This is a genomic window from Streptomyces spinosus (assembly GCF_020400655.1).
Lineage (GTDB): Bacteria > Actinomycetota > Actinomycetes > Streptomycetales > Streptomycetaceae > Streptomyces > Streptomyces argyrophylli.
In genome coordinates this window covers 20,996-45,332 of record NZ_JAINRC010000001.1, presented here as the reverse complement: position 1 = coordinate 45,332, position 24,337 = coordinate 20,996, and the positions used below count along the sequence as shown (strand labels likewise).

Sequence of the window (24,337 nt, the reverse complement as noted above, 5' to 3'; positions counted from 1 at the left end):
TGTCAGCTGCCCAGCAGCTGCTCCGTCACCGCCGTCAGCCGCTCGCGGACGTCCCCGTCGTACGTCGCCTCGTGGGCCCGCGCCGGCCGTGTCCCGTCGAAGTACCTACCGCTGCCCGTCTCCCGGGTGGCCAGCGCCAGCACGCCCGGGGCCCCGTCGGCGACGGAGTTCCACGGGGTGATGCCGCCCTCGCGGACCATCGCCGTGTCCATGTAGGTCGCGGGGTGCAGCACGTTCACGCACACCCCGCTGCCCGCCAGCTCCTCGGCCAGGGTGAACGTGTACGCGGCGAGCGCGAACTTGCTGCGGCGGTAGGCCGACATGCCGCTGTAGCCGCGGGTGAACCCGGGGTCGGCGCAGTCGACGGGCTCCTGGCCGCCCGAACCGACGTTGACGATCCGGGCCGGCGCGTTCGTCCGCAGCACCGGCAGCAGGGCGCGGGTCAGCACCACGGGCGCGAGGTAGTTCACGGCGAGTCGCAGCTCGTGCCCGTCGGCGCTCAGCTCGCGCCCGGAGCCGGGTGTCCCGGCACCCACGCCCGCGTTGTTGATCAGCACGTCGAGGCCGGGATGCGCCTCGGCCACCCGCGCGCCCAGCTCCCGCACCTCGGCCAGCCGGGCCAGATCGGCGACGAACCCCTCGGCCGCGCCCTCCGTGCGCAGCTCCGCGACCAGTTGCCCGGTACGCGCCCGGTCACGGCCGTGCGCCAGGACCAGATGACCGGAGCGGACCAGCTCGAAGGCGACGTACCGGCCGAGCCCGGAGGTGGCACCGGTGATCAGAACAGTGGACATGCCGTCAGCCTACGCAGGCCCGGGCGCCGTCGACGAGCCGTTGCCGGGCGTACGTCCGGCGGGGTCACCCTCGCCGTTCAGCCCGCCTCCTCCTCGGCGAGGACCCGCTGGGCCGTCGTGAACGCCGCGTTGGCGGCCGGCACCCCGCAGTACACGGCGGTCTGGAGCAGCACCGCGCCGATCTCCTGCGGGCTCAGCCCGTTGCGCCGCGCCGCCCGGACGTGCAGCGCCAGCTCGTCGAGGTGGCCGTGCGCGACCAGCGCCGTCAGCGTGATCATGCTGCGCTCGCGGCGGGAGAGCGTCGGGTCGGTCCACACCTCCCCCCAGGCGTAGCGGGAGATGAAGTCCTGGAAGCGGGCCGTGAACGGGGTCTGCCGGGCCTGCGCGCGATCCACCTGGGCGTCGCCCAGTACGTCCCGGCGCACCGCCATGCCGTCGGCCGGCGGCCCGCCGAGGTGGGTGCGCAGCGCGCCCACCACGGCCCGCGGGCACTGCGCCGGCGCCAGGTGGGAGGCCCCGGGCAGCTCCACCAGCGTCGCCGCCGGCACCGCGTCGGCGATCTCCCGCAGATGGGCGGGCGGGGTCGCGGGATCCTGCCGGCCCGCCACCAGCAGCGTCGGCGCGGTGATGTCGCCGAGCCGGTCGCGCAGGTCGAACGCGGCGAGCGCGTCGCAGCAGGCGGCGTACGCCTCCGGATCGGCCTCCCGGTGGTCGCGGACCAGTCCCGGCACGCTGAACCCGGGCGTGAACCAGCGTGCCCCGGCGCTGTCCGCCAGCCCGTCCAGGCCCTCGCGGCGCACCCGCTCCGCCCGCTCCCGCCAGGGCGCCTCCCCGCCGAAGTGGGCGGAGGAGCACAGCACCGCCAGCGAGGTCAGCCGCTCGGGGTGGTGGACGGCCAGGTGCAGGCCGACGGCGCCGCCCAGGGACACGCCCGCGTACGCGAACCGGTCGACGCCGAGGGCGTCGGCCAGATCCAGCACCAGCGCGGCGAGGTCGTCGACGGTCGCGCCCGGCCCGATCAGGTCCGCCGCCGAACGCCCGTGCCCGGGCAGGTCCCAGCGGACGACCCGGTGGGCGGCGGACAGTTCGGGCGCGACCCGGTCCCACAGGGCGAGGGAGGTGCCGAGCGAGGGACCGAGCAGCAGCGCGGGAGCGGAAGCCGGGCCTTCCGCGCGGTGGTTGAGAAGGTGCACGGTCAAGGTCGCTCCAGGGCGCGGTCGGTGAGGGGACCGGCGAAGCCGGTGTAGTGGGCGGGGTCGAGCAGCTCGTCGAGATCGACGCCCTCCAGCCCGCGGGTCTCCGCCAGCAGTTCGGACAGCGGACGGTCCTCGGTGTGGGCGCGGCGGGCCAGTTCGGTCAGCAGTTCCTTGGCACGCGCCCGGCCGAGGACGGGCGCGAGGGCGGCCGACAGCCGCTCGGAGACGATCAGGCCCCGGGTGACGCCGAGGTTGCGGCGCATCGCGGCCGGGTGCACCCGCAGCCCCTCGGCCAGCTCCGCCGCGTGGGAGGCCGCGCCGCCCACCAGCCGGAGCAGGTCGCGCAGCGGCTCCCACTCGGCGTGCCAGGCACCGGCCGGCCGCTCGTCCTCGGCGGCGAGGCAGCCGTACAGCGTGGCCGCGAGCTGCGGGGCCCGCCGGGCGGCGGCTGCGAGGAGCGTGGCGCGCACCGGGTTCGCCTTGTGCGGCATGGCCGACGAGCCGCCGCCGCTGCCCTCGCTCACCTCACCGGTCTCGGTGCGCGACAGCGTCAGGACGTCCACGGCGAGCTTGCCCAGCGCGCCCGCCGTGAACGCCAGGCACCCCGCGAGGTCGGCCACCGGGGTGCGCAGGGTGTGCCAGGGCAACGCCGGGGCGGCCAGCCCGGCTTCGCGGGCGTACGCCCGCGTCAGAGCGGTCACGTCCCCGGTGCCGTACGCCCGGAAGGCCGCCAGGGTCCCGGCGGCGCCGCCGAGTTGGGCGGGGAGCGCGTCCCGGACCCGGGTGACGCGGTCGCGCGCGTCCAGGACCAGCGAGCGCCAGCCGGCCGCCTTCAGCCCGAACGTCGTCGGTACGGCGTGCTGGGTGAGCGTCCGCCCCGGCAGCACCGTGTCCCGGTGCTCGGCGGCGAGCCGGGCCAGCGCGCGTTCGGTGCGGCCGAGGTCGGCCAGGACCGGGGCGAGGGTGCGCGCGGCGACCAGCATCGTCGCGGTGTCCATGATGTCCTGGCTGGTGGCGCCGCGGTGGACGTAGGGGCCGTACTCCGCGCCGACCGCCGCGGTCAGATCGGCGACCAGCGGGATCACCGGGTTGCCGCCGTCCGCGGTCCGCGCCGCCAGGGAGCGGATGCCGAACCGTTCCGGGACGGCTGCCTCGGTCACCGCCGTCGCGGCGCCGGCCGGGGCGAGGCCCAGCGCGGCCTGCGCCCGGGTCAGCGCGGCCTCCGCGTCGAGCAGGGCCCGCAGGTACGCGTGGTCGCTCGTCTCGGACGCGGCGCCCGTCAGCGCCCACTCCGGGGCGAGCAGGCCGGTGTCGGCGCAGGGAGGGGAGGGGGATGTCACTCGAACTCCAGGAAGACCGTCTCGCCTTCGCCCTGAAGGCGGATGTCGAAACGGTAGGCGCCGTCCGCCTCCTCGGCCGCGATCAGCGTGTCGCGCCGGTCGCCCACCCGGGTCAGCAGTGGGTCGGCGGCCAGTGCGGCCTCGTCCCCCGGCAGGTAGATCCGGGTGAACAGGTGCACGAGCAGGCCGCGCGCGAAGACGCAGACGCTGAGGTAGGGCGCGTTGCGGCCGCGTGCGCCGGGCCGGAGGGTGCGGGCATACCAGTGGCCGTCCGCGTCGGTCTGTACGCGGCCCCAGCCGGTGAACTCCACGCCGTTGCGGCCCAGGTGACCGCCGGTGGCCGGGTCGCGCCGCCGGGAGCCGTCCACGTGCGGGACGGTGCCGTCGGGACGCGGACCCCACAGCTCGATCAGCGCGTCGGGCAGCGGGGCGCCCTCGCCGTCGAGGACGTACCCGTGCACGGTGATCGTGTCCGGGTGGCCGAGCGGCGCGATCTCCTCGCCGCCGCGGAACGGCAGCGCGTAGCCGTAGAACGGGCCGACGGTGTGGGACGGGGTGGGGGGCACCCGGTCCGGGGCGCTCGGGTCGGTGATCGTCATGGCGGTCAGCGTCCTTCTTCCGTCCAGGTGGCGGCCGGGCCGTCCAGCACGATGTCCCAGTGGTAGCCGAGGGAGAACTCCGGCACCGACAGGCTGTGGTCGTAGGTGGCGACCAGCCGCTGGCGGGCCGCGTCGTCCGTCACGGACTGAAGGATCGGGTCGTACGGGAAGAGCGGGTCGTTCGGGAAGTACATCTGCGTCACCAGCCGCTGCGTGAACGCCGAGCCGAACACCGAGAAGTGGATGTGCGCCGGGCGCCAGGCACCCACGTGGTTGCGCCACGGGTAGGGGCCGGGCTGGACGGTGGTGAAGTGGTAGCGGCCCTCGGCGTCGGTGAGGGCGCGGCCGGCACCGGTGAAGTTCGGGTCGAGCGGGGCGTCGTGCTGCTCGCGCCGGTGGGCGTAGCGGCCGGCCGAGTTGGCCTGCCAGATCTCGATCAGCTGGCCGCGGACCGGGCGCCCGTGCCGGTCCAGCAGCCGTCCGGAGACGGTGATCCGCTCGCCGATGGGCTCCCCGGTGTGCTGCCGGGTGAGGTCGTTGTCGGCTTCGGCGAGGTCGCGCTCGCCGAAGGCGGGGGAGTGCAGTTCCACCAGATCGGGGTCCCGGCTGGTGTCGATCGCCACCAGGGGCCGTTTCGGGTGGCGCAGCACGGAGGAGCGGTACGGCGCGTAGTCGCGGCGCGGGTGGTGTTCGACGGGGGCGCCGTCGGCGACACGCTTCTCGTAGGCGGCGTGCGCCGCGGCGATCTCCCGGTCGACGTCGGCTTGGGTGAGAGGCATGGGCACCTGACGCTTCCTTGACGTTCGAGGAGGAAGTCTCTCCGGTTCCTCAGGGGGGAGTCCCCAAACAGTCAGGGCACTGACTGTTTCGGCGAGGTGCCGCTCACGCTGCCACCGGAGAAGGTGACCGTCAAGGGTGGGAATCGGACCGGCCGGCAGGGCGAGACGCAGGAGGCCGGCGCCGGGTATCGTTCAGTGCACCAACGAATCGACCAGGGGAGCGCGCATGGCCGCGGTGGACCTCGCCACCCATCCCGGGCATCTGGCCCGGCGGCTCCAGCAGGCGCACCACCTGCTGTGGAACACGATGGTGTCCGAGGAGATCACCTCGCCGCAGTTCGCGGTCATGAACGCCCTCGTCGCCGAACCCGGGCTGGACCAGCGGACCGTGGGGGAGCGGGTGGGCCTCGACCGCTCCACCATCGCCGAGGTCATCAGCCGGCTCGACCGCCGGGGACTGCTGCACAAGACGCGCGACCCCCAGGACGGCCGGCGCTTCCTGCTCCGCCTCACCGACGACGGCCTGCGCACCCACCGCAGACTGACCGTGCGGACGGCCCGGATGAACCAGGTCTTCCTCGCCCCGCTGTCCGCCGGGGAACAGACCGTGTTCTTCGACCTGCTCCGCCGGGTCGCGGACGCGGCCGAGGAACTGCGCCACCCGGCCGGGCCGCCGGCCGCCCGAAGCTGACGACGGCCCTGCCGGTGCGCACGGCACCGGCCGCCTCACGGTGCCGGTACGTACACCAGCCACGCACCGGCTGCCGCTGACGAAGGCGCCGCACGCGTACGAGATGTTCCGGCGCGAGCGGGACGGCGCGGTGAAGATCCTCATATGGCCGTGGCCGTGGCCGTGGCGGTGGCTGCGGCTGTGGCTCGGCGGCTGAGCGGGCCGGCCCGCTCAGCCGCCGCCCTTCTCCCCGAGGATCTCCGCGAGGTCGTACCGGACCGGTTCCTCCAGCTGGTCGTACGTGCAGCTCCGCGGGGTGCGGTCCGGGCGCCAGCGGCGGAAGCGGGCCGTGTGCCGGAACCGCCGGCCGTTCTCCATGTGGTCGTACGCCACCTCGGCCACCCGTTCCGGCCGCAGCGGCACCCAGGACAGGTCCTTCTTGCCCGACCAGCGGCTCGGTGCGCCCGGCAGCCGTGCCGTCTCGTGCGCGGTCTCGTCCGTCCAGGCGGCCCACGGGTGCCCGGAGACGTCCTCCATGCGCAGCGGCTGGAGCTCCTCGACCAGCTCGGCGCGCCTCTTCATGGAGAACGCGGCCGACACGCCCACGTGCTGGAGCCGGCCCTGCTCGTCGTACAGCCCCAGCAGCAGCGAGCCCACCACCGGGCCGCTCTTGTGGAACCGGTACCCGGCGACGACGACGTCCGCCGTGCGCTCGTGCTTGATCTTGAACATGGCCCGCTCGTCCTGGAGGTAGTGCAGGGTGAGCGGCTTGGCGACGATCCCGTCGAGACCGGCGCCCTCGAACTGCTCGAACCACTGCCGGGCCACCTCGATGTCGGTCGTCGACGGCGCCACGTGCACCGGCGGGCCCGCGCCGGCCAGGGCCCGGTCCAGCAGGGCGCGGCGGTCGGTGAGCGGCACGTCGAGCAGGGCGTGGTCGTCCAGGGCGAGCAGGTCGAAGGCGACGAAGGAGGCCGGGGTCTTCTCCGCCAGCATCCGCACCCGGGAGGCCGCCGGGTGGATGCGCTCGGTCAGCGCGTCGAAGTCCAGCCGCCCGCCCCGCGCGACGACGATCTCCCCGTCCAGCACGCACCGCTCGGGCAGCCGCTCCCGCAGCGCCGCGACCAGCTCGGGGAAGTACCTGGTCAGCGGCTTTCCGGTCCGGCTGCCCAGCTCGACCTCGGCCCCGTCCCGGAACACGATCGACCGGAAGCCGTCCCACTTGGCCTCGTAGTGCATCCCCGGCGGGATCTTCGCCACGGACTTGGCGAGCATCGGCTTCACGGGCGGCATGACGGGCAGATCCATGACTCCGATTCTGCTCGTGTACATCCGTTTCCGCTCGGATGCGTACCCCTTTGCCCCGGTATGCGAGTGGCGTGAGGTGCGCCTACCGTGGCCGCATGGGCGATGCGGTGGAACTGGAGGTGGCGGGCCGGACCGTACGGCTGTCCAGCCCGGACAAGGTGTTCTTCCCGGAGCGGGGCTTCACCAAGCTGGACCTCGCCCGGTACTACGCCGCCGTCGGCCCCGGCATCCTGCGCGCCCTGCGCAACCGCCCCACGACCCTGGAGCGCTACCCGGACGGCGTAGGCGGCGAGTGGTTCTACCAGAAGCGGGCGCCGAAGGGCATGCCGGGCTGGATCCCGACCGCCCACATCACCTTCCCCAGCGGGCGCAGCGCCGACGAGATGTGCCCCACCGAGGAGGCCGCCGTGGTGTGGGCCGCCCAGTACGGCACCCTCACCTTCCACCCCTGGCCGGTACGCGCCACCGACGTCGACCATCCCGACGAACTCCGCATCGACCTCGACCCGCAGCCCGGCACCGACTACGCCGACGCGGCCCGCGCCGCCCAGGAACTACGGGCCGTGCTGGACGAGTTCGGCGGGCTGCGCGGCTGGCCGAAGACCTCCGGCGGCCGGGGCCTGCACGTCTTCGTCCCCATCGAACCGCGCTGGACCTTCACCCAGGTGCGCCGCGCGGCGATCGCCGTCGGCCGGGAGATGGAGCGCCGGATGCCGGACCGGGTGACCATCAAGTGGTGGAAGGAGGAACGCGGGAGCCGCATCTTCCTCGACTACAACCAGACGGCCAGGGACCGCACCATCGCCTCCGCCTATTCGGTACGTCCCCGCCCGCACGCCCCCGTCTCCGCACCGCTGCGCTGGGAGGAGGTGGGGGTCGCCGAGCCCCGCGACTTCGACCTCGCCACCATGCCGGCCCGGTTCGCCGAACTCGGTGACGTGCACGCCGGCATGGACGACCACGCCCACTCCCTGGACGCGCTGCTGGAACTGGCCCGCCAGGACGAGCACGACCACGGCCTGGGCGACCTGCCGTACCCGCCGGAGTACCCGAAGATGCCCGGCGAACCGAAACGGGTGCAGCCGAGCCGCGCCCGCCGGGAGCCCTCGCCCTGAGACCAGGCCGGTCCCGTGTCCCGCGGCTATCCTGATCGGCAGCCGCCGATGAGGAGTCCCGAAGTGACCGAGGCAGTGTCGCGCCCCACGCTGGAGGCCGTGGCCGCGCGGGCCGGGGTGTCCCGGGCCACCGTGTCCCGCGTGGTCAACGGCGGCGACGGGGTCCGTGAGCCGCTGGCCGAGCGGGTCCGCCGGGCCGTGGAGGAGCTGGGCTACGTCCCCAACCAGGCGGCGCGCAGCCTCGTCACCCGGCGGCACGACGCCGTCGCGGTCGTCATCGCAGAACCCGAGACCCGCGTCTTCGCCGACCCCTTCTTCGCCCTCCAGCTGCGCGGCATCAGCAAGGAACTGACCGCCCACGACAACCAGCTCGTGCTGCTGCTCACCGAGGGCCGAGCCGACCACGCGCGCGTGGCCCGTTACCTCGCCGGCGGCCATGTCGACGGCGCGCTCGTCTTCTCGCTGCACCTGGACGACCCGCTGCCCGGCCTCATCCACGACGCCGGCGTGCCCACCGTGTTCGGCGGGCGCCCCGGCTGGGGCGCGGACACCCGCGCGTCCGGCCCTGGCGTGGTCTACGTCGACTGCGACAACCGGGGCGGTGCCCGCGCGGCCGTCCGGCACCTGCTCGACCTCGGCCGCCGGCGCGTCGCCCACATCACCGGGGCGCTGGACCAGACCTCGGCGGTGGACCGGCTCGACGGCTACCGGGACGTCATGAGCGACGCCCTGGGCGGACACGATCCCCGGCTGGTCGAGGAGAGCGACTTCACCCCGTCCGGCGGCGAACGCGCCATGCGCGAACTCCTCGACCGCTGCCCGGACGTCGACGCCGTGTTCGCCGCCAACGACCTCACCGCGCTCGGTGCCCTCAGGGTGCTGCGCGCGAGCGGCCGGCGCGTGCCCGAGGACGTGGCCGTGGTCGGCTTCGACGACATGGTGCCGGTCACCGAACAGGCCGACCCCCCGCTGACGACGGTCCGTCAGGACATCGAGGAGATGGGCCGGCTGATGGCTCGCCTGCTGCTGCGCGGGCTGTCCGGCGCCCGCGAGGGGACGGACAGCAAGGCGGGCGCCCACCGGGCACCGCCGTCGGAAGTGATCCTGCCGACCACCCTGATACGCCGCGCCTCGGCCTAGGCCGCTCGTTCGGATCATGCCGGGCTCGCGGGCCCTGGTGCCGCGCCTCGCCGCGTTGGTCGGCTGCCGTGGCTCCGCCATGGCGCCCTCCTCCGCCTCGCGACGCACGGCACCGGACCCCGCTCCCGCTGCCTGGTCCGGCCTGGTCCGAACGGAAGACCCCGGGGTCAGTCCTGGGGCCGCTCACTCGTGATCACCGCGAAGCGGACCCCGTACGGGTCGGCGAGCCGGGCCGTGCGGCCCACGCCCTCCAGGGTCGTCGCGGGCACCCGCACCGTCCCGCCCAGGCGCTGCGCCTGTTCCACCACGGCGTCGGTGTCCTCCACCTCGAAGTACGGCAGCCAGTACGGACCCGCCTCGGCCTCGATGGGATCGTCGGCCAGCGGCACCATCCCGCCGAACATCGCGTCCTCCCCGGCGCCGTCCGGGTTGAAACAGGTGTACGTCCCGCCCGGGAACGGCGCGGAGGTCTCCAGGCCCAGCACGCGGCGGTAGAAGGCGGCGGCCGCCGCGATGTCCGGGGTGTACAGCTCCACCCAGCGCAGGGAGCCCGGCTCGCCCGCGACTTCCACGCCCTTGGTCCGGCCCGGCTGCCAGATCCCGAACCGTACGCCCGCCCGGTCGGCGAGGACCGCCATGCGGCCCTGGCCCATCACGTCGACGGGCTGGAACAGCACTCTGCCGTGGGCCTGTTCGGCCGCCTCGGCGGTGGCCTGCGCGTCCTCGCTCTGGAAGTACACCGTCCAGGCCGCAGGCCCCTGGCCGGGCCCGGTCTGCATGCCGCCGGCGACGGTCCTGCCGTCCAGCTGGAAGAAGCCGTAACCGCCGGCGTCCGGCCCCGCCGACCTGAACCGCCAGCCGAACAGACCGCCGTAGAAAGCGGCGGCGCCGTCGATGTCGGGACTGCCGACGTCGATCCAGTTGGGCGCGCCGTCGACGAAACGGGTGGTGAGCATCTCGCCCTCCTCGCAAGGGGCTCCGTCCTGTGCACTGCCGAGTCTGGCACCGCCCACCGGCAATCGCTGCCGGAGCCCCGGGACGCGCCGGGAGACGCCGGCACGGTCCACCCTCACCACGCGTGACGGCACGCGTTCTCCCGGTTTTCCCGCCGCCGGGCGCGCCGCCGTGCGCGCGCCGGGCCGCGGGGAGCATCATCGGGGCGGCCGGAGGGACCGGGCGCGCCGTTTCGCCGCCGTTGATCGAACGTTTTTCGCCGTGGGGCAGGCTCCTGGCCATGCACTACGAAACCATCACGCCGGCCGACGACGCCTGGCAGGCGCAGGCGCTGTGCGCGCAGACCGGGCCGGACTTCTTCTTCCCCGAGCCGGGCAGCTCGGTGCGCGAGGCGAAGCGCATCTGCGCCCTGTGCGAGCTGCGCCCGGCCTGTCTGGACTACGCGCTGGCCAACGACGAGCGGTTCGGTGTCTGGGGCGGCCTGTCGGAGAAGGAGCGCCTCGCCCTGCGCCGCGCCGCCCGCTGACACGTCGTGAAACCGTGGGCCGCCCGCCGGCCCGGGCGCCGGGCCGGGCCCGCGCGGGGCGTCAGCCTCCGGCGCGCGACGTCATACGGGCCTTGCGCGCGGCCAGCTTCTCGTCGAACTTCGTGGCCTCGGCGTTCAGCCCGCCCATGAACAGGGCGAGTTCCTCCTGCGCCTGGCGTCCCTCGGGGCCGAGGCCGTCGATCTCCAGGACCTTCAGGAAGCGCAGCACCGGCTGCAGCACGTCGTCGTGGTGGATGCGCAGGTTGTACACCTCGCCGATCGCCATCTGCGCGGCGGCCCGCTCGAAGCCGGGGATGCCGTGACCGGGCATCCGGAAGTTCACGACGACGTCCCGGACCGCCTGCATGGTCAGGTCGGGCGCCAGCTCGAACGCGGCCTTCAGCAGGTTGCGGTAGAACACCATGTGCAGGTTCTCGTCGGTCGCGATGCGGGCCAGCATGCGGTCGCAGACCGGGTCCCCCGACTGGTGGCCGGTGTTGCGGTGCGAGATCCGCGTGGCCAGCTCCTGGAAGGCGACGTAGGCCACCGAGTGCAGCATCGAGTGCCGGTTGTCGGACTCGAAGCCCTCGCTCATGTGCGCCATACGGAAACGTTCCAGCTTGTCCGGGTCCACCGCCCGCGAGGTCAGCAGGTAGTCCCGCATCACGATGCCGTGCCGGCCCTCCTCGGCCGTCCAGCGGTGCACCCAGGTGCCCCAGGCGCCGTCGCGGCCGAAGAGCGAGGCGATCTCGTGGTGGTAGCTCGGCAGGTTGTCCTCGGTCAGCAGGTTCACCACGAGGGCGATCCGGCCGATCTCCGTCACCCGGGACTGCTCCTTGTCCCAGGCCTCCCCGTCCTCGAACAGGCCCGGGAAGTTGCGGCCGTCGCTCCACGGCACGTACTCGTGCGGCATCCAGTCCTTGGCGACGCTCAGGTGCCGGTTCAGCTCCTTCTCGACCACTTCCTCCAGTGCGAACAGCAGTCGCGCGTCGGTCCAGACGGACGGGCTGCCGAGGTGGGGGGAGGTGATCGTCACAGGAACTCCAGGGGGACGGCGAACAACGGGGGGAGAAAGGGGGACGGCCCGGCGAGCGGTGCCGGAAACCTACGTGATCGTAGGCTACGAACCCGTAGGTTACGAAGCCGTAGGTTAAGGGGGCTGTAAACAACCCGCTGATCAGCCCGCCCGAGGGCCGCGCCCGGACACGCCCGGCGGCTCCGGGACCCGCAGGTCCCGCAGCCGCCGGGGCGAGGGGATCACCCGGTCAGGCGTACAGTTCCCGCAGGCGCACCGAGAGGCAGGTCACACAGCCCTCCAGCTTCTCGAACTCGCTGATGTCGACCGTCACCACGTCGTGGCCCAGATCGGTCAGCAGCTCCGCGGTCTTCGGGGCGCTCGCCGCCATCAGCAGCTTGCCGCCGCCGAGCAGCACCACGTGCGCGCCGGACTCCTCCGGCACCGACAGGAAGCCCGGGAACAGCGACGGCCGGTCGATCTTCGGGATGTGACCGATCACCGTGCCGTCGGGCAGCGCGGTCACCGCCGACTTCAGGTGCAGCACCTTGCTGACGGGAACGGCGACCACGCGGGCGCCCAGCGGTTCGAAGGCCGCCCGCAGTTGCTGGACACCGGCCGCGTTGGTCCGCCCGCCGCGGCCGACGTACACGGTGTCGCCGACCTTGAGGACGTCACCGCCGTCCAGCGTGCCCGGTTCCCATATCCAGTTCACCGAGCAGCCGAGCCGGGCCACCGCCTCCTCGACGCCGGCGGTCTCCGCCCGCCGCGACTCGGCGCCCGGCCGGGTGATCAACGCCACGTTCCGGTACATGACGACGGTGTCCTCGACGAACACCGAGTCCGGGCAGTCGTCGGCCGGTTCGACCTCGATGATCTCCCAGCCGTGCGCGCGCAGGGCCTCGACGTACGCCTCCCACTGCTCGCCGGCGAGTCCCGCGTCGACCTTCTCCCGCTGGATGTGCGTCACCAGGCCGTCGGCGAGGAGGGGGCTGGGGCGGCGGACGAGGGCCTTCTTGCTGGGCACGAGGGGCCTTTCGAATCGGTCGGTGCGGTGGTGCGGTCCGGCGCCGCTCACACGGCGCCGGTCCGTCATCATGCAGCGCGCTCCCGTCAGGGCCAAACCCCCCGGGTGCCCGGCGCGTCCCCGCCGGGACCGGGCCGTCCGGCCGGGACGCGCCCCCGCCGCCGGTCAGGCCGGGTCCTCGAGCGCCTCGGGTGTCGTCTCGGTCAGCTCCCCTCCCTCCATCAGCAGCCACCGGGTGATCCCGATCGACTCCAGGAACGGCAGGTCGTGGCTGGCGACGATCAGCGCGCCCTCGTACGACTCCAGGGCCGTGGTCAGCTGCCGGACGCTGGCCATGTCGAGGTTGTTGGTGGGCTCGTCCAGCAGCAGCAGTTGCGGCGCGGGCTCGGCGAGCATCAGCGCGGCCAGGGCCGCCCGGAAGCGTTCACCACCCGACAGGGTGGCCGCCTTCTGGTCGGCCCGCGCGCCCCGGAACAGGAAGCGGGCGAGCCGGGCCCGGATCCGGTTGTTGGTGGCGCCCGGCGCGAACCGGGCGACGTTCTCGGCCACCGACCGGTCGTCGTCCAGCACGTCCAGCCGCTGGGGCAGGAACCGCAGCGGCACATGGGCCGTCGCCGTGCCCGACACCGGCGCCAGTTCCCCGGCGACGGTCCGCAGCAGCGTCGTCTTGCCGGAGCCGTTGCGGCCGACGAGCGCGATCCGCTCCGGGCCCCGCAGATCGAGGATGCCCGGCACGCGCGCGTGGCAGGCCGTCCGGAGCTTCTCCAGGGTGAGCACCTGCCGGCCCGGCGGCACGGCCGTGTACGGCAGGTCGATCCGGATCTCGTCGTCGTCCCGTACGGCCTCCACCGCCTCGTCCAGCCGTTCCCTGGCCTCGGCGAGCCGCTCCTCGTGCATGATGCGGTGCTTGCCCGCCGACTCCTGCGCGGCCCGCTTGCGCGCCCCCATGACGATCTTCGGCTCGCGCTTCTGTTCGTACATCTTCTGCCCGTACCGCTTGCGGCGGGCCAGTTTGACCTGGGCGTCGGCCAGTTCCCGCTTCTGCTTGCGCACATCGGCCTCGGCCACGCGCAGCATCCGCTCGGCCGCCTCCTGCTCGACGGCCAGCGCCTCCTCGTAGGCCGAGAAGTTGCCGCCGAACCAGGCCACCTCCCCGGAGCGCAGCTCGGCGATCTGGTCGACCAGGTCGAGCAGTTCCCGGTCGTGGCTGACCACCACCAGCACGCCCGGCCAGGACGCCACCGTCTGGTACAGCCGCCGGCGCGCGTACAGGTCCAGGTTGTTGGTGGGCTCGTCCAGCAGCAGGATGTCGGGGCGGCGCAGCAGCAGCGCGGCGAGCCGCAGCAGCACCGACTCGCCCCCGGACACCTCGCCGACGGTGCGGTCCAGGCCGATGTGGCCGAGACCGAGTTCGCCGAGGGTGGCCAGGGCCCGTTCCTCGACGTCCCAGTCGTCGCCGACGGTCTCGAAGTGCTCCTCGGCGACGTCGCCCGCCTCGATGGCGTGCAGGGCGGCCCGCCGGGCGTCGATGCCGAGGGCCTGGTCGACGCGGAGCGCGGTGTCGAGGGTGACGTTCTGCGGGAGGTAGCCGATCTCGCCGGCCGACTTGAGGGTGCCGTCGGCCGGCGCGAGCTCTCCGGCCATCAGCTTGAGCAGGGTGGACTTGCCCGATCCGTTGACGCCGACGAGCCCGGTCCTGCCGGGGCCGAAGGCGATGTCCAGGCCGTCGAAGACGGCGGTGCCGTCGGGCCAGGTGAAGGTCAGGGACGTGCAGGTGAGGGAAGCAGACATGGGCGCCTCGCGAGGGACGGGTGCGTTCGGGTGGACGCGTGTCGAGACACCGCGAGGCGGAAACCGAAAGGTCTGGGCACGCAGAGGGCCCGGGGAAAAGGGCCTGTGCCGGAGGACGGCTCGGACACCGAGGTCGTACGCCACGCACACCTGACCGGTGCGACGCGGTGTCTCAGGACCTCAGACGAGCAACGTCCTTCTCCAATCGACGGCAACAGAACCGCTGTACACCGTAGGAAGGACGGGAGGGGCTGTCAACGTGATTAAACGCCGCGCGGCCCCGCGCGCGTGGCGTTCACCGCCCGGCACTCAGCAGGCGTCCCGCATCAGCTCGGCCAGGTCGTGGTCCAGGTCCAGCTGGAGGTGCTCCAGGCCGACGGGGACCAGGTCGTTGGCCGCCTCCAGGAACCGCCGGATCTCACCCGAGCGCACGTGCACGATCGCGGTGCCCTCCGGGGCGTGGAACTCCAGCACCGTGCGGTCGTACCCGTACGGCCGCACGCGGACGTCACCGTGGCCCTCGGCGTCCTGCAGTCCGGCCGTGAGCAGCTCGCGGGAGAAGGTCCAGCACACGTCGACGCCCTCCAGCGTGGCCGGGGCCGGGAACGTCATGCGGACGGCGAACGGGTCGCGCCGGTCGTAGCACAGCGTGGCGGGAATGCTCGGCATGCGCGGTGCGGCGGCGACGAGACGGGCCTCTACGGGCTGCTCGATGACGGTGGACAACGCCTTGCTCCCTCGTGACGGATGGACTGCGCCCGGGTGTGCGGCACCCGGCACTGGAAGAGACGACGGAAACGGCCGATGCGTGCACACGGGGAACGAGTGACCTCGGTCACCGCGTTCATGCACGGGGAACGCACGGCCGTTTCCGCTCGTCGGCGGCGCGGAGCGCGGCCGGCCCTCTGGACGAAGCCGGGGGAGTGGGGCTAGCTTCGCCCGCCATGAGGCGCTTGGGGAGCACGCGACGCAGGGGACGGACGAGCCGGCTGGTGGCGGCGGGAGTGGTGTGCGGGGCGGCGCTCGCCGCCCTGACGGTCCCGGCGGCCGAGGCCCGTCCGCTCGCCCACGACACCACCGGCGGGGCGAGCTCGGGGCAGCCGGGTCCGGGTGCGGAAGCGGGGAGCCGGGCCGCCGAGAACTCCCGTCCCCAGAAAGCGAACCCGGCGGCGAGCCCCCGTAGGCGCGAGGCGGCCCCGGTGGCCGGGGGCTCCCGCACCGCAGGCGTGCACTGGGCGGCGAAGGACCCCGGCACGCCGGGCGTCCGTTTCCGGGGTCTCGCGCCCGTCGGCCGGCGCACCGCCTGGCTGGCCGGCACCGAAGGCACGGTGCTGCGCACCACGGACGGCGGCGCGAGCTGGCGGAACGTCTCCCCGCCGGGGGCGTCCGGGCTGCAGTTCCGGGACGTGACGGCGTTCGACGCCCGGCGCGCGGTGGTGCTCGCCATCGGCGAGGGCGAGGCCTCCCGCGTCTACCGCACCGACGACGGCGGTACGACCTGGACGGAGTCCTTCCGCAACACCGACCCCAGGGCCTTCTACGACTGCCTCTCCTTCTTCGACCGCCGCCACGGCCTCGCCCTGGGCGACCCCGTGGACGGCAGGTTCCGGATCCTGTCCACCGCCGACGGCGGGCGCTCCTGGCGCGTGCTGCCCGCGGACGGCATGCCGCCCGCGCTGGACGGCGAGGCGGGCTTCGCCGCGAGCGGCCAGTGCCTCGTCACCGCCGGCCCGAAGGACGTCTGGCTGGCCACCGGCGGCGGTGCCCGCGCGCGCGTGCTGCACTCCGCCGACCGCGGGCTCACCTGGACGGCCGCCGACACGCCGGTTCCCGCGGGCGATCCGGCCAAGGGCGTCTTCGCGCTGGCCTTCCGCGACCGCACCCACGGCATCGCGGTCGGCGGTGACTACCGCCCCGGTCAGCCCTCCCCGCAGGCCGCCGCGGTCACCGCCGACGGCGGCCGCACCTGGCGGCCCGCCACCACCCCGCCCCCCGCCTACCGCTCCGGCGCCGCCTGGCTCCCGCACAGCCGCACCGCCGCGCTGGCAGTGGGGCCGACCGGCACCGACCTGACCACCGACGGCGGCCGCAGCTGGCGCACGATCGACCCCGGCTCGTACGACACCGTCGCCTGCACCCCCGACCTGAGCTGCTGGGCGGCGGGCGAACAGGGGCGGGTGGCACGGCTCGAACGATGAGGCGCGGCCGGACCGGTGAGGTAAGCGCGTCCGAACGCGGGTACTCGTTCCCCGTCGCAAAGGAAGGGAGCGATCATGCCAGCCGGTTCCAGCCCCAAGCGTGAGCGTCAGTACGAGCACATCAAGAAGAGCGCGCAGGACCGGGGCGAGAGCACCGGGCGCGCCAAGGAGATCGCCGCGCGGACGGTGAACAAGGAACGCGCCCGCTCCGGCGAGTCCAAGACCGCCAGCCGCAGTTCGACGCAGGACATGTCGTCCGGCAAGCGCGGCGGTCAGCGGTCGGGCAACCGGGTCGGCTCGCACGGCCCGACCCGCGACCAGCTCTACAACGAGGCGAAGCAGCGCGGCATCGAGGGCCGTTCACACATGAACAAGGAAGAACTGCAGCGCGCGCTGAACGCGAAGAAGGGCTGACGGCCCGCCCGGCCCGGCGCCCGAAGAGCGCGGCGGGCCGGCGTCAGCCGGGAGTCTGCCGGTGGCGCGCCAGTTCCGGTGCCGTCTTCGTGGCGATGAACTCCGTGACACGGTAGGCGCACACACCGGCGACGGTGAACGGGTCGCCCGCGACGATCTCGTCGACAAGGGCACGATCCCCCGCGACGGCCAGGATCACCCCGCCGTCGCGGGGGTTCTTGCGTCCCGAGGCCAGGAAGAGGCCCTTGGCGTACTGCTCCTCCAGCCAGGCCACATGGTCCGGCAGAACGGCGTCCACGGCTTCGAGCGGCGCGGTGTAGGTCAGCTCCAGGACGAACATGATCATGAGCCTACCCCGCCCGCCCGGCGGCCCGCGGCGGGACCGTACAGTCACCCGGCATGACGATCGTTGACGTACCCGCGGACTGGCCCGCGACCGAGGACGAGGCCCGCGCCGTACAGGACGAGCTGCGCGGGCGGGTGGTGTCGGACGAGCCGGGACCGCCGCCCGGGACGGGCCGCGTCACGGGGGTCGACGTCGCCTACGACGACCGCCTGGACCTGGTCGCGGCGGCGGCCGTGGTGCTGGACGCCGCGACCCTGGACGTCGTGGCACAGGCGACGGCCGTCGGCCGGGTCTCCTTCCCCTACGTGCCCGGCCTCCTCGCCTTCCGTGAGATCCCCACCGTCCGCGCCGCCCTGGACCGGCTGCCGTGCCCGCCGGGGCTGGTCGTGTGCGACGGCTACGGCCTGGCCCACCCGCGCCGCTTCGGCCTGGCGAGCCACCTGGGCGTGCTCACGGACCTGCCGACCGTCGGCGTCGCCAAGAACCCGTTCACCTTCGCGTACGACGACCCGGAGCCGGCCCGGGGGAGCTGGGCACCGCTGCTCGCCGGGACCGAGGAGGTCGGGCGCGCCCTGCGCACCCGCGACGGCGTCAAGCCGGTGTTCGTCTCGGCCGGCCACCGGGTCACCCTCGACAACGCCGTGGCGCACACCCTGGCCCTGACCCCGCGGTACCGGCTGCCGGAGACCACCCGCCGGGCGGACGCCTTGTGCCGGCGCGCGCTGCGCGAGGCGGCGCGGGGCTGACCGGCGGCGGGCCCGGGGCTCGGCGACGTGCCGGGCACCGGCCGCCTGACCGCGCGTGCCCGCCGCGCGCCAACTCCACGACGGTCCCGTCTCCTTGGCCCCGCCCGGCATGATCCGGACGAGGCCCTAGCGCTCCGCCGCCACCCGGAAGGTGATCCCCGCCGCGCGCAGCCGCCCGGTCAGGGCGTCGCCCATCGCCTGGGCCGTGGTGACCTGGCCCGCCGTCGGCGGCAGGTCGTCGAACGCCAGGCACAGGGCCGCCTCGGCGAACATCTTCGCCGTCTCGTCGTACCCGGGGTCGCCGCCCGCGACCTCGGTGAACACGCGCCGGCCGCCGCCCTCGCCGACGAACCGCACCGAGAACCGGCTCCTCGCCCGCTTCTCGGCGCTCGGTCCGTCACCCGGCTTGAGCCGGTCCGACAGCCAGCGCCGGGCGGGCGGCAGCTGGGCGGCGGCCGCCACCGCGCCGACGGCCGCGATTCCGCCGAGGGCGACCGGCAGGCGCCGCACCGCCGCGTAGTGCCGGTAGCGGAAGTCCGGGCCGTACCGCTCCAGCGCCCGTGCCGAACGGCGCACGATCTGCGGGTCGATGGTGGGCAGCGGCAGCGCCCACGCGCCGACCTCCGCCGCGTACCCCGGCGTACCCGACGGCGCCGTCACCCGGCGGCCCGGCAGCCGTGGCTCGTGCCGGGCGCGTTCCCGCGCGGCGGCCCACATCCGCCGGCCGCGGGCCATCTGGTTCAGCGCGGAGGCGAGGGTGCCGCCGGAGAAGGCCGCGTCGACGGTCACATAGCCGTCCACGGTCAGCGGCACGCCCTCGGGGAGCCGCCGGACCGTGAAGTACGCGCCCAGGTCGTGCGGCACCGAGTCGAAACCGCAGGCGTGCACCAGGCGCGCGCCCGTCTCCCGCGCGCGTGCGTCGTGCCGGACGTACATCAGGTCCACGAACTCGGGTTCGCCGGTGAGGTCCAGGTAGTCGGCGCCGGTGTCGGCGCAGGCGGCGACGAGATCCTCGCCGTACAGGACGTACGGCCCGACGGTCGTGGCGACCACGCGCGCGTGCTCGGCGAGGGCGCGCAGGGTGGCCGGTTCGGACACGTCGGCCCGCAGCACACCGACGTCCGCGCCCCCGGGCAGCTCCTCGCGCAGCCGCTCCAGCCGCCCCTCGTCGCGCCCGGCGACCGCCCAGCGCAGGTCCTCCGGCGCGTGCGCCGCGAGGTAGTGGGCCGTGAGCGTGCCGACGAAGCCCGTGGCCCCGAAGAGCACGAGGTCGTACGGCCGGTCCGCCCTGCTTATCCTGCTCATGACACCCCTTGGTCCGTGTGGCCCGTCGCGCAGCCCGCGCCGCTGTCGGTGGCCGAGGCTAGCGTGAGGAGTGCGGAGCCCGACGACCAGCCCGGAGGCAGCGGTGGCCGTAGCCAGGAACGCGGTGAAGAAGCGGGTGAAACCGCCCCGTCCCCGGGTCCGGGGACCGGGTGCGCGGACCACGTGACGGTACCGGGCGCCCCTCGCCGAAGGGTCCCGGCGGAGCGTCGGTCACTCTCCCGGGTGATCGTCGGCCGGACGGGCACTTTGGCTAAGCGCTTGCTCGTTCAGGTCTTGTGTCCGGTGGAACGCGTTCCTAGCATCACCGGTGTTACATCAGTTGTGTCACACACGCCTGGGGGCTGGACGGATGACAACGGCAGGGACGCCGAGGCCGGGCGACGGCCCGCTCTCCGGCGTGCGCGTCGTCGAACTGGCCGGCATCGGGCCGGGCCCGTTCGCCGCCATGCTGCTGGCCGACCTGGGTGCCGACGTGGTCCGGGTGGACCGTCCCGGCGGTCCGGGCCTCGCCATCGACCCGGCGTTCGACGTCACCAACCGCAACAAGCGCTCGATCGTGGTCGACCTGAAGGCACCGGACGGCCCCGCGCGCGTCCTGGACCTCGCCGAGCGGGCCGACATCCTCGTCGAGGGGTACCGCCCCGGCGTCGCCGAACGCCTCGGCATCGGCCCCGGGCACTGCCACGCCCGCAACCCCCGCCTGGTGTACGGCCGCATGACCGGCTGGGGCCAGGACGGCCCGCTCGCCCAGCGCGCCGGCCACGACATCGCCTACATCGCGCTCACCGGCACCCTCGGCATGATCGGCCGTCCGGACGAACCCCCGGCGGTGCCCGCCAACCTCCTCGGGGACTACGCGGGCGGCTCCCTCTACCTGGTCGTCGGCGTCCTCGCCGCCCTGCACCACGCGCGCGCGACCGGCACCGGCCAGGTGGTCGACGCGGCCATCGTGGACGGCACGGCCCACCTGTCCGCGATGATCCACGGCATGCTCGCCGCCGGCGGCTGGCAGGACCGCCGCGCCGCCAACCTCCTGGACGGCGGCTGTCCCTACTACGGCACCTACGAGACCGCCGACGGCGGGTACATGGCGGTAGGCGCCCTGGAGAACAGGTTCTACGACGAGTTCCTGCGCCTGCTCGGCGTGGAGGACCCGGCGTCGGCCCGCGAGGACTGGACCCGCTGGGGCGAGCTGCGCGAACGGATCGCCGCCGCCTTCAAGTCCCGCACCCGGGCGCAGTGGACGGCCGTCTTCGCGGACTCCGACGCCTGTGTGGCGCCCGTGCTGAGCCTGCGGGAGGCCCCCGCCCACCCGCACCTGGCCGCGCGCGGCACCTTCACGGACCACGGCGGCATCACCCAGCCCGCCCCCGCCCCCCGCTTCTCCGCGACCCCCACCGCCGTCCGCACCGGCCCCGCCCGCCCGGGCGCGGACACCGCCGCGGTCGCCCGGGACTGGGGCATACCGGCACCCCCGACCGACGGCCCCGACGGTCCCGACGGCCGGGTCTGACGACCGGCCCCCACGGCCGGCCCCGACGACCCGGTCACCGACGCCGGCCGACCCCGCCCACCCCGCTCGGCCCACCCTCCCGAAAGGCACACCAGTGAGCACCGAAGCGTACGTGTACGACGCGATCCGCACCCCGCGCGGCCGCGGCAAGGCGAACGGCGCCCTGCACGGCACGAAGCCCATCGACCTGGTCGTCGGCCTCATCCACGAGATCCGCGCCCGCTTCCCCGGCCTGGACCCGGCCGCGATCGACGACATCGTGCTCGGCGTGGTCGGCCCCGTCGGCGACCAGGGCTCGGACATCGCCCGGATCGCCGCCCTCGCCGCCGGACTGCCCGACACGGTCGCGGGCGTGCAGGAGAACCGCTTCTGTGCCTCCGGTCTCGAGGCCGTCAACCTGGCCGCCGCGAAGGTCCGAGCCGGCTGGGAGGACCTGGTCCTCGCGGGCGGTGTCGAGTCCATGTCCCGGGTCCCGATGGCCTCGGACGGCGGCGCCTGGTTCAACGACCCGATGACCAACCTCGCCGTCAACTTCGTGCCGCAGGGCATCGGCGCCGACCTCATCGCCACCATCGAGGGCTTCTCCCGCCGGGACGTCGACGAGTACGCGGCCCTGTCCCAGGAGCGCGCCGCCACCGCCTGGAAGGAGGGCCGCTTCGACAAGTCGGTGGTCCCCGTCAGGGACCGCAACGGCCTGGTCGTCCTCGACCACGACGAGCACATGCGCCCCGGCACCACCGCCGACTCCCTGGCCAAGCTGAAGCCGTCCTTCGCGGATATCGGCGACCTGGGCGGCTTCGACGCCGTGGCCCTGCAGAAGTACCACTGGGTGGAGAGGATCGACCACGTCCACCACGCCGGCAACTCCTCCGGCATCGTGGACGGCGCCTCGCTCGTCGCGATCGGGTCCCGTGAGGTCGGCGAGCGCCACGGCCTCACCCCCCGCGCGCGGATCGTCGCCGCGGCCGTCTCCGGCTCCGAGCCGACCATCATGCTCACCGGCCCCGCCCCCGCCACCCGCAAGGCCCTGGCGAAGGCCGGCCTCACCATCGACGACATCGACCTGGTCGAGATCAACGAGGCGTTCGCCGCCGTCGTGCTGCGCTTCGTGAAGGACATGGGACTGTCGCTGGACAAGGTCAACGTCAACGGCGGAGCCATCGCCCTCGGCCACCCGCTCGGCGCCACGGGTGCCATGATCCTGGGCTCGCTCATCGACGAACTGGAGCGCCAGGACAAGCGCTACGGCCTCGCCACCCTCTGCGTCGGCGGCGGCATGGGCATCGCCACCATCGTCGAGCGCTTGTGAACTCCCCGCGGAACCAAGCGCCCTGAAGACTTCTACGGAGACGACTGCCATGACCGAGAGCACCACCATCCGCTGGGAGCAGGACGACACCGGTGTCGTCACGCTCGTCCTGGACGACCCCAACCAGTCCGCGAACACCATGAACCAGGCGTTCCGCGACTCCCTCGCCGTGATCGCCGACCGCCTGGAGGCGGAGCGGGAGAACATCCGCGGCATCATCCTCACCTCCGCGAAGAAGACCTTCTTCGCGGGCGGCGACCTGCGCGACCTGATCCGGGTCACGCCCGAGACCGCGCAGGACCTGTTCGACGGCGGCCTCGCCATCAAGCGGAACCTGCGCCGCATCGAGACCCTCGGCAAGCCGGTCGTCGCCGCCATCAACGGCGCGGCGCTCGGCGGCGGGTACGAACTGGCCCTCGCCTGCCACCACCGCGTCGCCCTCGACACCCCCGGCACCAGGATCGGCTGCCCGGAGGTCACCCTCGGCCTGCTCCCCGGCGGCGGCGGGGTCGTGCGCACCGTGCGGCTGCTCGGCATCACGGACGCCCTGCTGAAGGTGCTCCTCCAGGGACAGCAGTACAACGCGCGGCGCGCCCAGGAGAACGGCCTCGTCCACGAGGTCGCCGCCACCCCCGAGGAACTGCTCGCCAAGGCCCGGGCCTTCATCGACGCCAACCCCGAGTCCCAGCAGCCCTGGGACAAGCCGGGGTACCGGATCCCCGGCGGCACCCCGGCCAGCCCGAAGTTCGCCGCCAACCTGCCCGCCTTCCCGGCCAACCTGCGCAAGCAGACGGGCGGCGCCCCCTACCCGGCGCCGCGCAACATCCTCGCCGCCGCCGTCGAGGGCTCCCAGGTCGACTTCGAGACCGCTCAGGTCATCGAGGCCCGCTACTTCGTGGAACTGGCCGCCGGGCAGACCTCGAAGAACATGATCCAGGCCTTCTTCTTCGACCTCCAGGCGGTCAACTCCGGCGTCAACCGCCCCCAGGGCGTCGAGCCCCGCCAGGTCCGCAAGGTGGCCGTCCTCGGCGCCGGCATGATGGGCGCCGGCATCGCCTACGCGTGCGCCCGCGCGGGCATCGACGTCGTCCTCAAGGACGTCTCCCTGGAAGCGGCCGTCAAGGGCAAGGGCTACTCCGAGAAGCTGTGCGCCAAGGCCGTCGCCAGGGGCCGTACCAGCCAGGAGAAGGCGGACGCGCTGCTCGCCCGCATCACCCCCACCGCCGAGGCGGCCGACCTCGCCGGCTGTGACGCGGTCATCGAGGCCGTGTTCGAGGACACCGCCCTCAAGCACAAGGTGTTCCAGGAGATCGAGGCCGTCGTCGCCCCCGACGCTCTGCTGTGCTCCAACACCTCCACGCTGCCCATCACCACCCTCGCCGAGGGCGTGCAGCGCCAGGCCGACTTCATCGGACTGCACTTCTTCTCGCCGGTCGACAAGATGCCGCTGGTCGAGATCATCAAGGGCGAGCGCACCGGCGAGGAGGCCCTCGCGCGCGCCTTCGACCTGGTCCGGCAGATCAACAAGACGCCGATCGTCGTGAACGACTCCCGGGGCTTCTTCACCTCCCGGGTGATCGGCCACTTCATCAACGAGGGCGTCGCCATGGTCGGCGAGGGCGTCGAGCCCGCCTCCGTGGAGCAGGCCGCCGCCCAGGCCGGCTACCCGGCCAAGGTGCTGTCCCTCATGGACGAGCTGACCCTCACCCTCCCGCGCAAGATCCGGGGCGAGACGAAGCGTGCCGTGGAGGAGGCCGGCGGCACCTGGACGGCGCACCCGGCGGAGGAGGTCGTCGACCGCATGGTCGACGAGTTCGGCCGCACCGGGCGCAGCGGTGGCGCCGGCTTCTACGACTACACCGAGGACGGCAAGCGGGCGGGGCTCTGGCCGGGTCTGCGCGAGCACTTCACCAAGCCCGGGTACGAGATCCCGTTCCGGGACATGCAGGAGCGCATGCTCTTCGCCGAGGCGCTCGACACCGTACGCCTCCTCGAAGAGGGCGTCCTGACCTCCGTCGCCGACGCCAACATCGGCTCGATCCTCGGCATCGGCTTCCCCGGCTGGACCGGCGGTGTGCTCCAGTACATCAACGGTTACGAAGGGGGCCTGCCCGGATTCGTGGCCCGCGCGCGCGAGCTGGCCGAGCGGTACGGCGAGCGGTTCACCCCGCCCGCGCTGCTCGTGGCCAAGGCCGGGAGCGGGGAGACGTTCACCGACGCCCGCTGACGCC

The 24,337-nt window shown here is 73.7% G+C and carries 24 protein-coding genes; 11 read left to right on the top strand and 13 right to left on the bottom strand.

The features are described 5' to 3' along the window. Positions 1 to 2: 2 nt before the first annotated feature. The 5 genes from LG395_RS00200 to pcaH form a co-directional block, all read right to left on the bottom strand. A complete protein-coding gene (locus tag LG395_RS00200) occupies positions 3 to 794 on the bottom strand; it encodes an SDR family NAD(P)-dependent oxidoreductase (RefSeq protein ID WP_225807972.1) in 792 nt (263 codons plus the stop codon). A 77-nt stretch (positions 795 to 871) separates the two neighbouring features. Next, positions 872 to 1,993 carry a bifunctional 3-oxoadipate enol-lactonase/4-carboxymuconolactone decarboxylase PcaDC gene (pcaDC, locus tag LG395_RS00195; protein ID WP_225807971.1) on the bottom strand — a complete coding sequence of 374 codons (1,122 nt, stop codon included), beginning with the start codon at positions 1,991 to 1,993 and terminating at the stop codon, positions 872 to 874. Continuing rightward, entirely contained in the window at positions 1,990 to 3,330 is a 1,341-nt protein-coding gene (pcaB, locus tag LG395_RS00190; RefSeq protein WP_225807970.1) for a 3-carboxy-cis,cis-muconate cycloisomerase, read from the bottom strand. The genes pcaDC and pcaB overlap by 4 nt, the downstream gene beginning before the upstream one ends. Continuing rightward, entirely contained in the window at positions 3,327 to 3,929 is a 603-nt protein-coding gene (gene pcaG / locus LG395_RS00185; protein ID WP_171150897.1) for a protocatechuate 3,4-dioxygenase subunit alpha, read from the bottom strand. Before pcaG ends, pcaB begins: the two co-directional genes overlap by 4 nt. A 5-nt stretch (positions 3,930 to 3,934) precedes the next feature. Next, positions 3,935 to 4,708: a protocatechuate 3,4-dioxygenase subunit beta gene (gene pcaH, locus LG395_RS00180; protein ID WP_225807969.1), complete on the bottom strand. Its 774-nt coding sequence runs from the start codon at positions 4,706 to 4,708 to the stop codon at positions 3,935 to 3,937. 226 nt (positions 4,709 to 4,934) lie between these two features. On the opposite strand from pcaH, the gene LG395_RS00175 reads away from it, so the two are divergent. Continuing rightward, positions 4,935 to 5,399, top strand: a complete 465-nt coding sequence (locus tag LG395_RS00175) for a MarR family winged helix-turn-helix transcriptional regulator (RefSeq protein ID WP_225807968.1) — start codon at positions 4,935 to 4,937, stop codon at positions 5,397 to 5,399. Between the two features lie 40 nt (positions 5,400 to 5,439). After that, on the top strand, positions 5,440 to 5,595 hold the full coding sequence (locus tag LG395_RS00170) for a hypothetical protein (RefSeq protein ID WP_225808463.1): 156 nt from the start codon (positions 5,440 to 5,442) through the stop codon (positions 5,593 to 5,595). Positions 5,596 to 5,609: 14 nt separating this feature from the next. Here LG395_RS00170 and LG395_RS00165 read toward each other — a convergent pair whose 3' ends face one another. After that, positions 5,610 to 6,686, bottom strand: coding sequence for an ATP-dependent DNA ligase (locus tag LG395_RS00165; RefSeq protein WP_171150891.1), 1,077 nt, complete (start codon positions 6,684 to 6,686; stop codon positions 5,610 to 5,612). A 95-nt stretch (positions 6,687 to 6,781) separates the two neighbouring features. Here LG395_RS00165 and ligD point away from each other — a divergent pair, with 95 nt between their 5' ends. Both ligD and LG395_RS00155 read left to right on the top strand, forming a co-directional pair. Further along, positions 6,782 to 7,801: a non-homologous end-joining DNA ligase gene (ligD, locus tag LG395_RS00160; protein WP_171150889.1), complete on the top strand. Its 1,020-nt coding sequence runs from the start codon at positions 6,782 to 6,784 to the stop codon at positions 7,799 to 7,801. A gap of 63 nt (positions 7,802 to 7,864) precedes the next feature. Next, positions 7,865 to 8,941 carry a LacI family DNA-binding transcriptional regulator gene (locus tag LG395_RS00155; protein WP_171150887.1) on the top strand — a complete coding sequence of 359 codons (1,077 nt, stop codon included), beginning with the start codon at positions 7,865 to 7,867 and terminating at the stop codon, positions 8,939 to 8,941. A 167-nt stretch (positions 8,942 to 9,108) separates the two neighbouring features. On the opposite strand, the gene LG395_RS00150 is transcribed toward LG395_RS00155, so the two are convergent. Continuing rightward, complete coding sequence (locus tag LG395_RS00150; RefSeq protein ID WP_225807967.1) at positions 9,109 to 9,897, bottom strand: VOC family protein; 789 nt, start codon at positions 9,895 to 9,897, stop codon at positions 9,109 to 9,111. Between the two features lie 278 nt (positions 9,898 to 10,175). On the opposite strand from LG395_RS00150, the gene LG395_RS00145 reads away from it, so the two are divergent. Continuing rightward, positions 10,176 to 10,421, top strand: coding sequence for a WhiB family transcriptional regulator (locus tag LG395_RS00145; RefSeq protein ID WP_171150883.1), 246 nt, complete (start codon positions 10,176 to 10,178; stop codon positions 10,419 to 10,421). Between the two features lie 61 nt (positions 10,422 to 10,482). Here LG395_RS00145 and LG395_RS00140 read toward each other — a convergent pair whose 3' ends face one another. The 4 genes from LG395_RS00140 to ssgD all read right to left on the bottom strand — a co-directional run bounded on the left by LG395_RS00140 (position 10,483) and on the right by ssgD (position 14,980). After that, a complete protein-coding gene (locus tag LG395_RS00140) occupies positions 10,483 to 11,457 on the bottom strand; it encodes an acyl-ACP desaturase (protein ID WP_225807966.1) in 975 nt (324 codons plus the stop codon). A 229-nt stretch (positions 11,458 to 11,686) separates the two neighbouring features. Next, the gene (ddaH, locus tag LG395_RS00135) at positions 11,687 to 12,463 is read right to left on the bottom strand and encodes a dimethylargininase (RefSeq protein ID WP_225807965.1); all 777 of its coding nucleotides are present in this window, start codon (positions 12,461 to 12,463) and stop codon (positions 11,687 to 11,689) included. A 165-nt stretch (positions 12,464 to 12,628) separates the two neighbouring features. Further along, a complete protein-coding gene (locus LG395_RS00130) occupies positions 12,629 to 14,254 on the bottom strand; it encodes an ABC-F family ATP-binding cassette domain-containing protein (RefSeq protein WP_225807964.1) in 1,626 nt (541 codons plus the stop codon). A gap of 309 nt (positions 14,255 to 14,563) precedes the next feature. Next, positions 14,564 to 14,980, bottom strand: coding sequence for a spore wall synthesis regulator SsgD (gene ssgD / locus LG395_RS00125; RefSeq protein WP_171150879.1), 417 nt, complete (start codon positions 14,978 to 14,980; stop codon positions 14,564 to 14,566). A gap of 218 nt (positions 14,981 to 15,198) precedes the next feature. On the opposite strand from ssgD, the gene LG395_RS00120 reads away from it, so the two are divergent. Further along, complete coding sequence (locus LG395_RS00120) at positions 15,199 to 16,452, top strand: WD40/YVTN/BNR-like repeat-containing protein (RefSeq protein WP_225807963.1); 1,254 nt, start codon at positions 15,199 to 15,201, stop codon at positions 16,450 to 16,452. 75 nt (positions 16,453 to 16,527) lie between these two features. Beyond that, positions 16,528 to 16,866 carry a plasmid stabilization protein gene (locus LG395_RS00115; protein ID WP_225807962.1) on the top strand — a complete coding sequence of 113 codons (339 nt, stop codon included), beginning with the start codon at positions 16,528 to 16,530 and terminating at the stop codon, positions 16,864 to 16,866. Positions 16,867 to 16,909: 43 nt separating this feature from the next. Here LG395_RS00115 and LG395_RS00110 read toward each other — a convergent pair whose 3' ends face one another. Continuing rightward, positions 16,910 to 17,206: a YciI family protein gene (locus tag LG395_RS00110; protein WP_171150876.1), complete on the bottom strand. Its 297-nt coding sequence runs from the start codon at positions 17,204 to 17,206 to the stop codon at positions 16,910 to 16,912. Positions 17,207 to 17,265: 59 nt separating this feature from the next. On the opposite strand from LG395_RS00110, the gene LG395_RS00105 reads away from it, so the two are divergent. Next, positions 17,266 to 17,958 carry an endonuclease V gene (locus LG395_RS00105; RefSeq protein WP_225807961.1) on the top strand — a complete coding sequence of 231 codons (693 nt, stop codon included), beginning with the start codon at positions 17,266 to 17,268 and terminating at the stop codon, positions 17,956 to 17,958. A gap of 126 nt (positions 17,959 to 18,084) precedes the next feature. Here LG395_RS00105 and LG395_RS00100 read toward each other — a convergent pair whose 3' ends face one another. After that, on the bottom strand, positions 18,085 to 19,263 hold the full coding sequence (locus LG395_RS00100) for a saccharopine dehydrogenase family protein (protein ID WP_225807960.1): 1,179 nt from the start codon (positions 19,261 to 19,263) through the stop codon (positions 18,085 to 18,087). A 370-nt stretch (positions 19,264 to 19,633) separates the two neighbouring features. Here LG395_RS00100 and LG395_RS00095 point away from each other — a divergent pair, with 370 nt between their 5' ends. From LG395_RS00095 to LG395_RS00085, 3 genes are all read left to right on the top strand, one after another. Continuing rightward, a complete protein-coding gene (locus tag LG395_RS00095) occupies positions 19,634 to 20,797 on the top strand; it encodes a CaiB/BaiF CoA transferase family protein (protein ID WP_225807959.1) in 1,164 nt (387 codons plus the stop codon). Between the two features lie 94 nt (positions 20,798 to 20,891). Continuing rightward, entirely contained in the window at positions 20,892 to 22,106 is a 1,215-nt protein-coding gene (locus LG395_RS00090; RefSeq protein WP_171150871.1) for an acetyl-CoA C-acetyltransferase, read from the top strand. Positions 22,107 to 22,155: 49 nt separating this feature from the next. Then, entirely contained in the window at positions 22,156 to 24,333 is a 2,178-nt protein-coding gene (locus LG395_RS00085) for a 3-hydroxyacyl-CoA dehydrogenase NAD-binding domain-containing protein (protein ID WP_171150870.1), read from the top strand. Positions 24,334 to 24,337 lie beyond the last annotated feature (4 nt).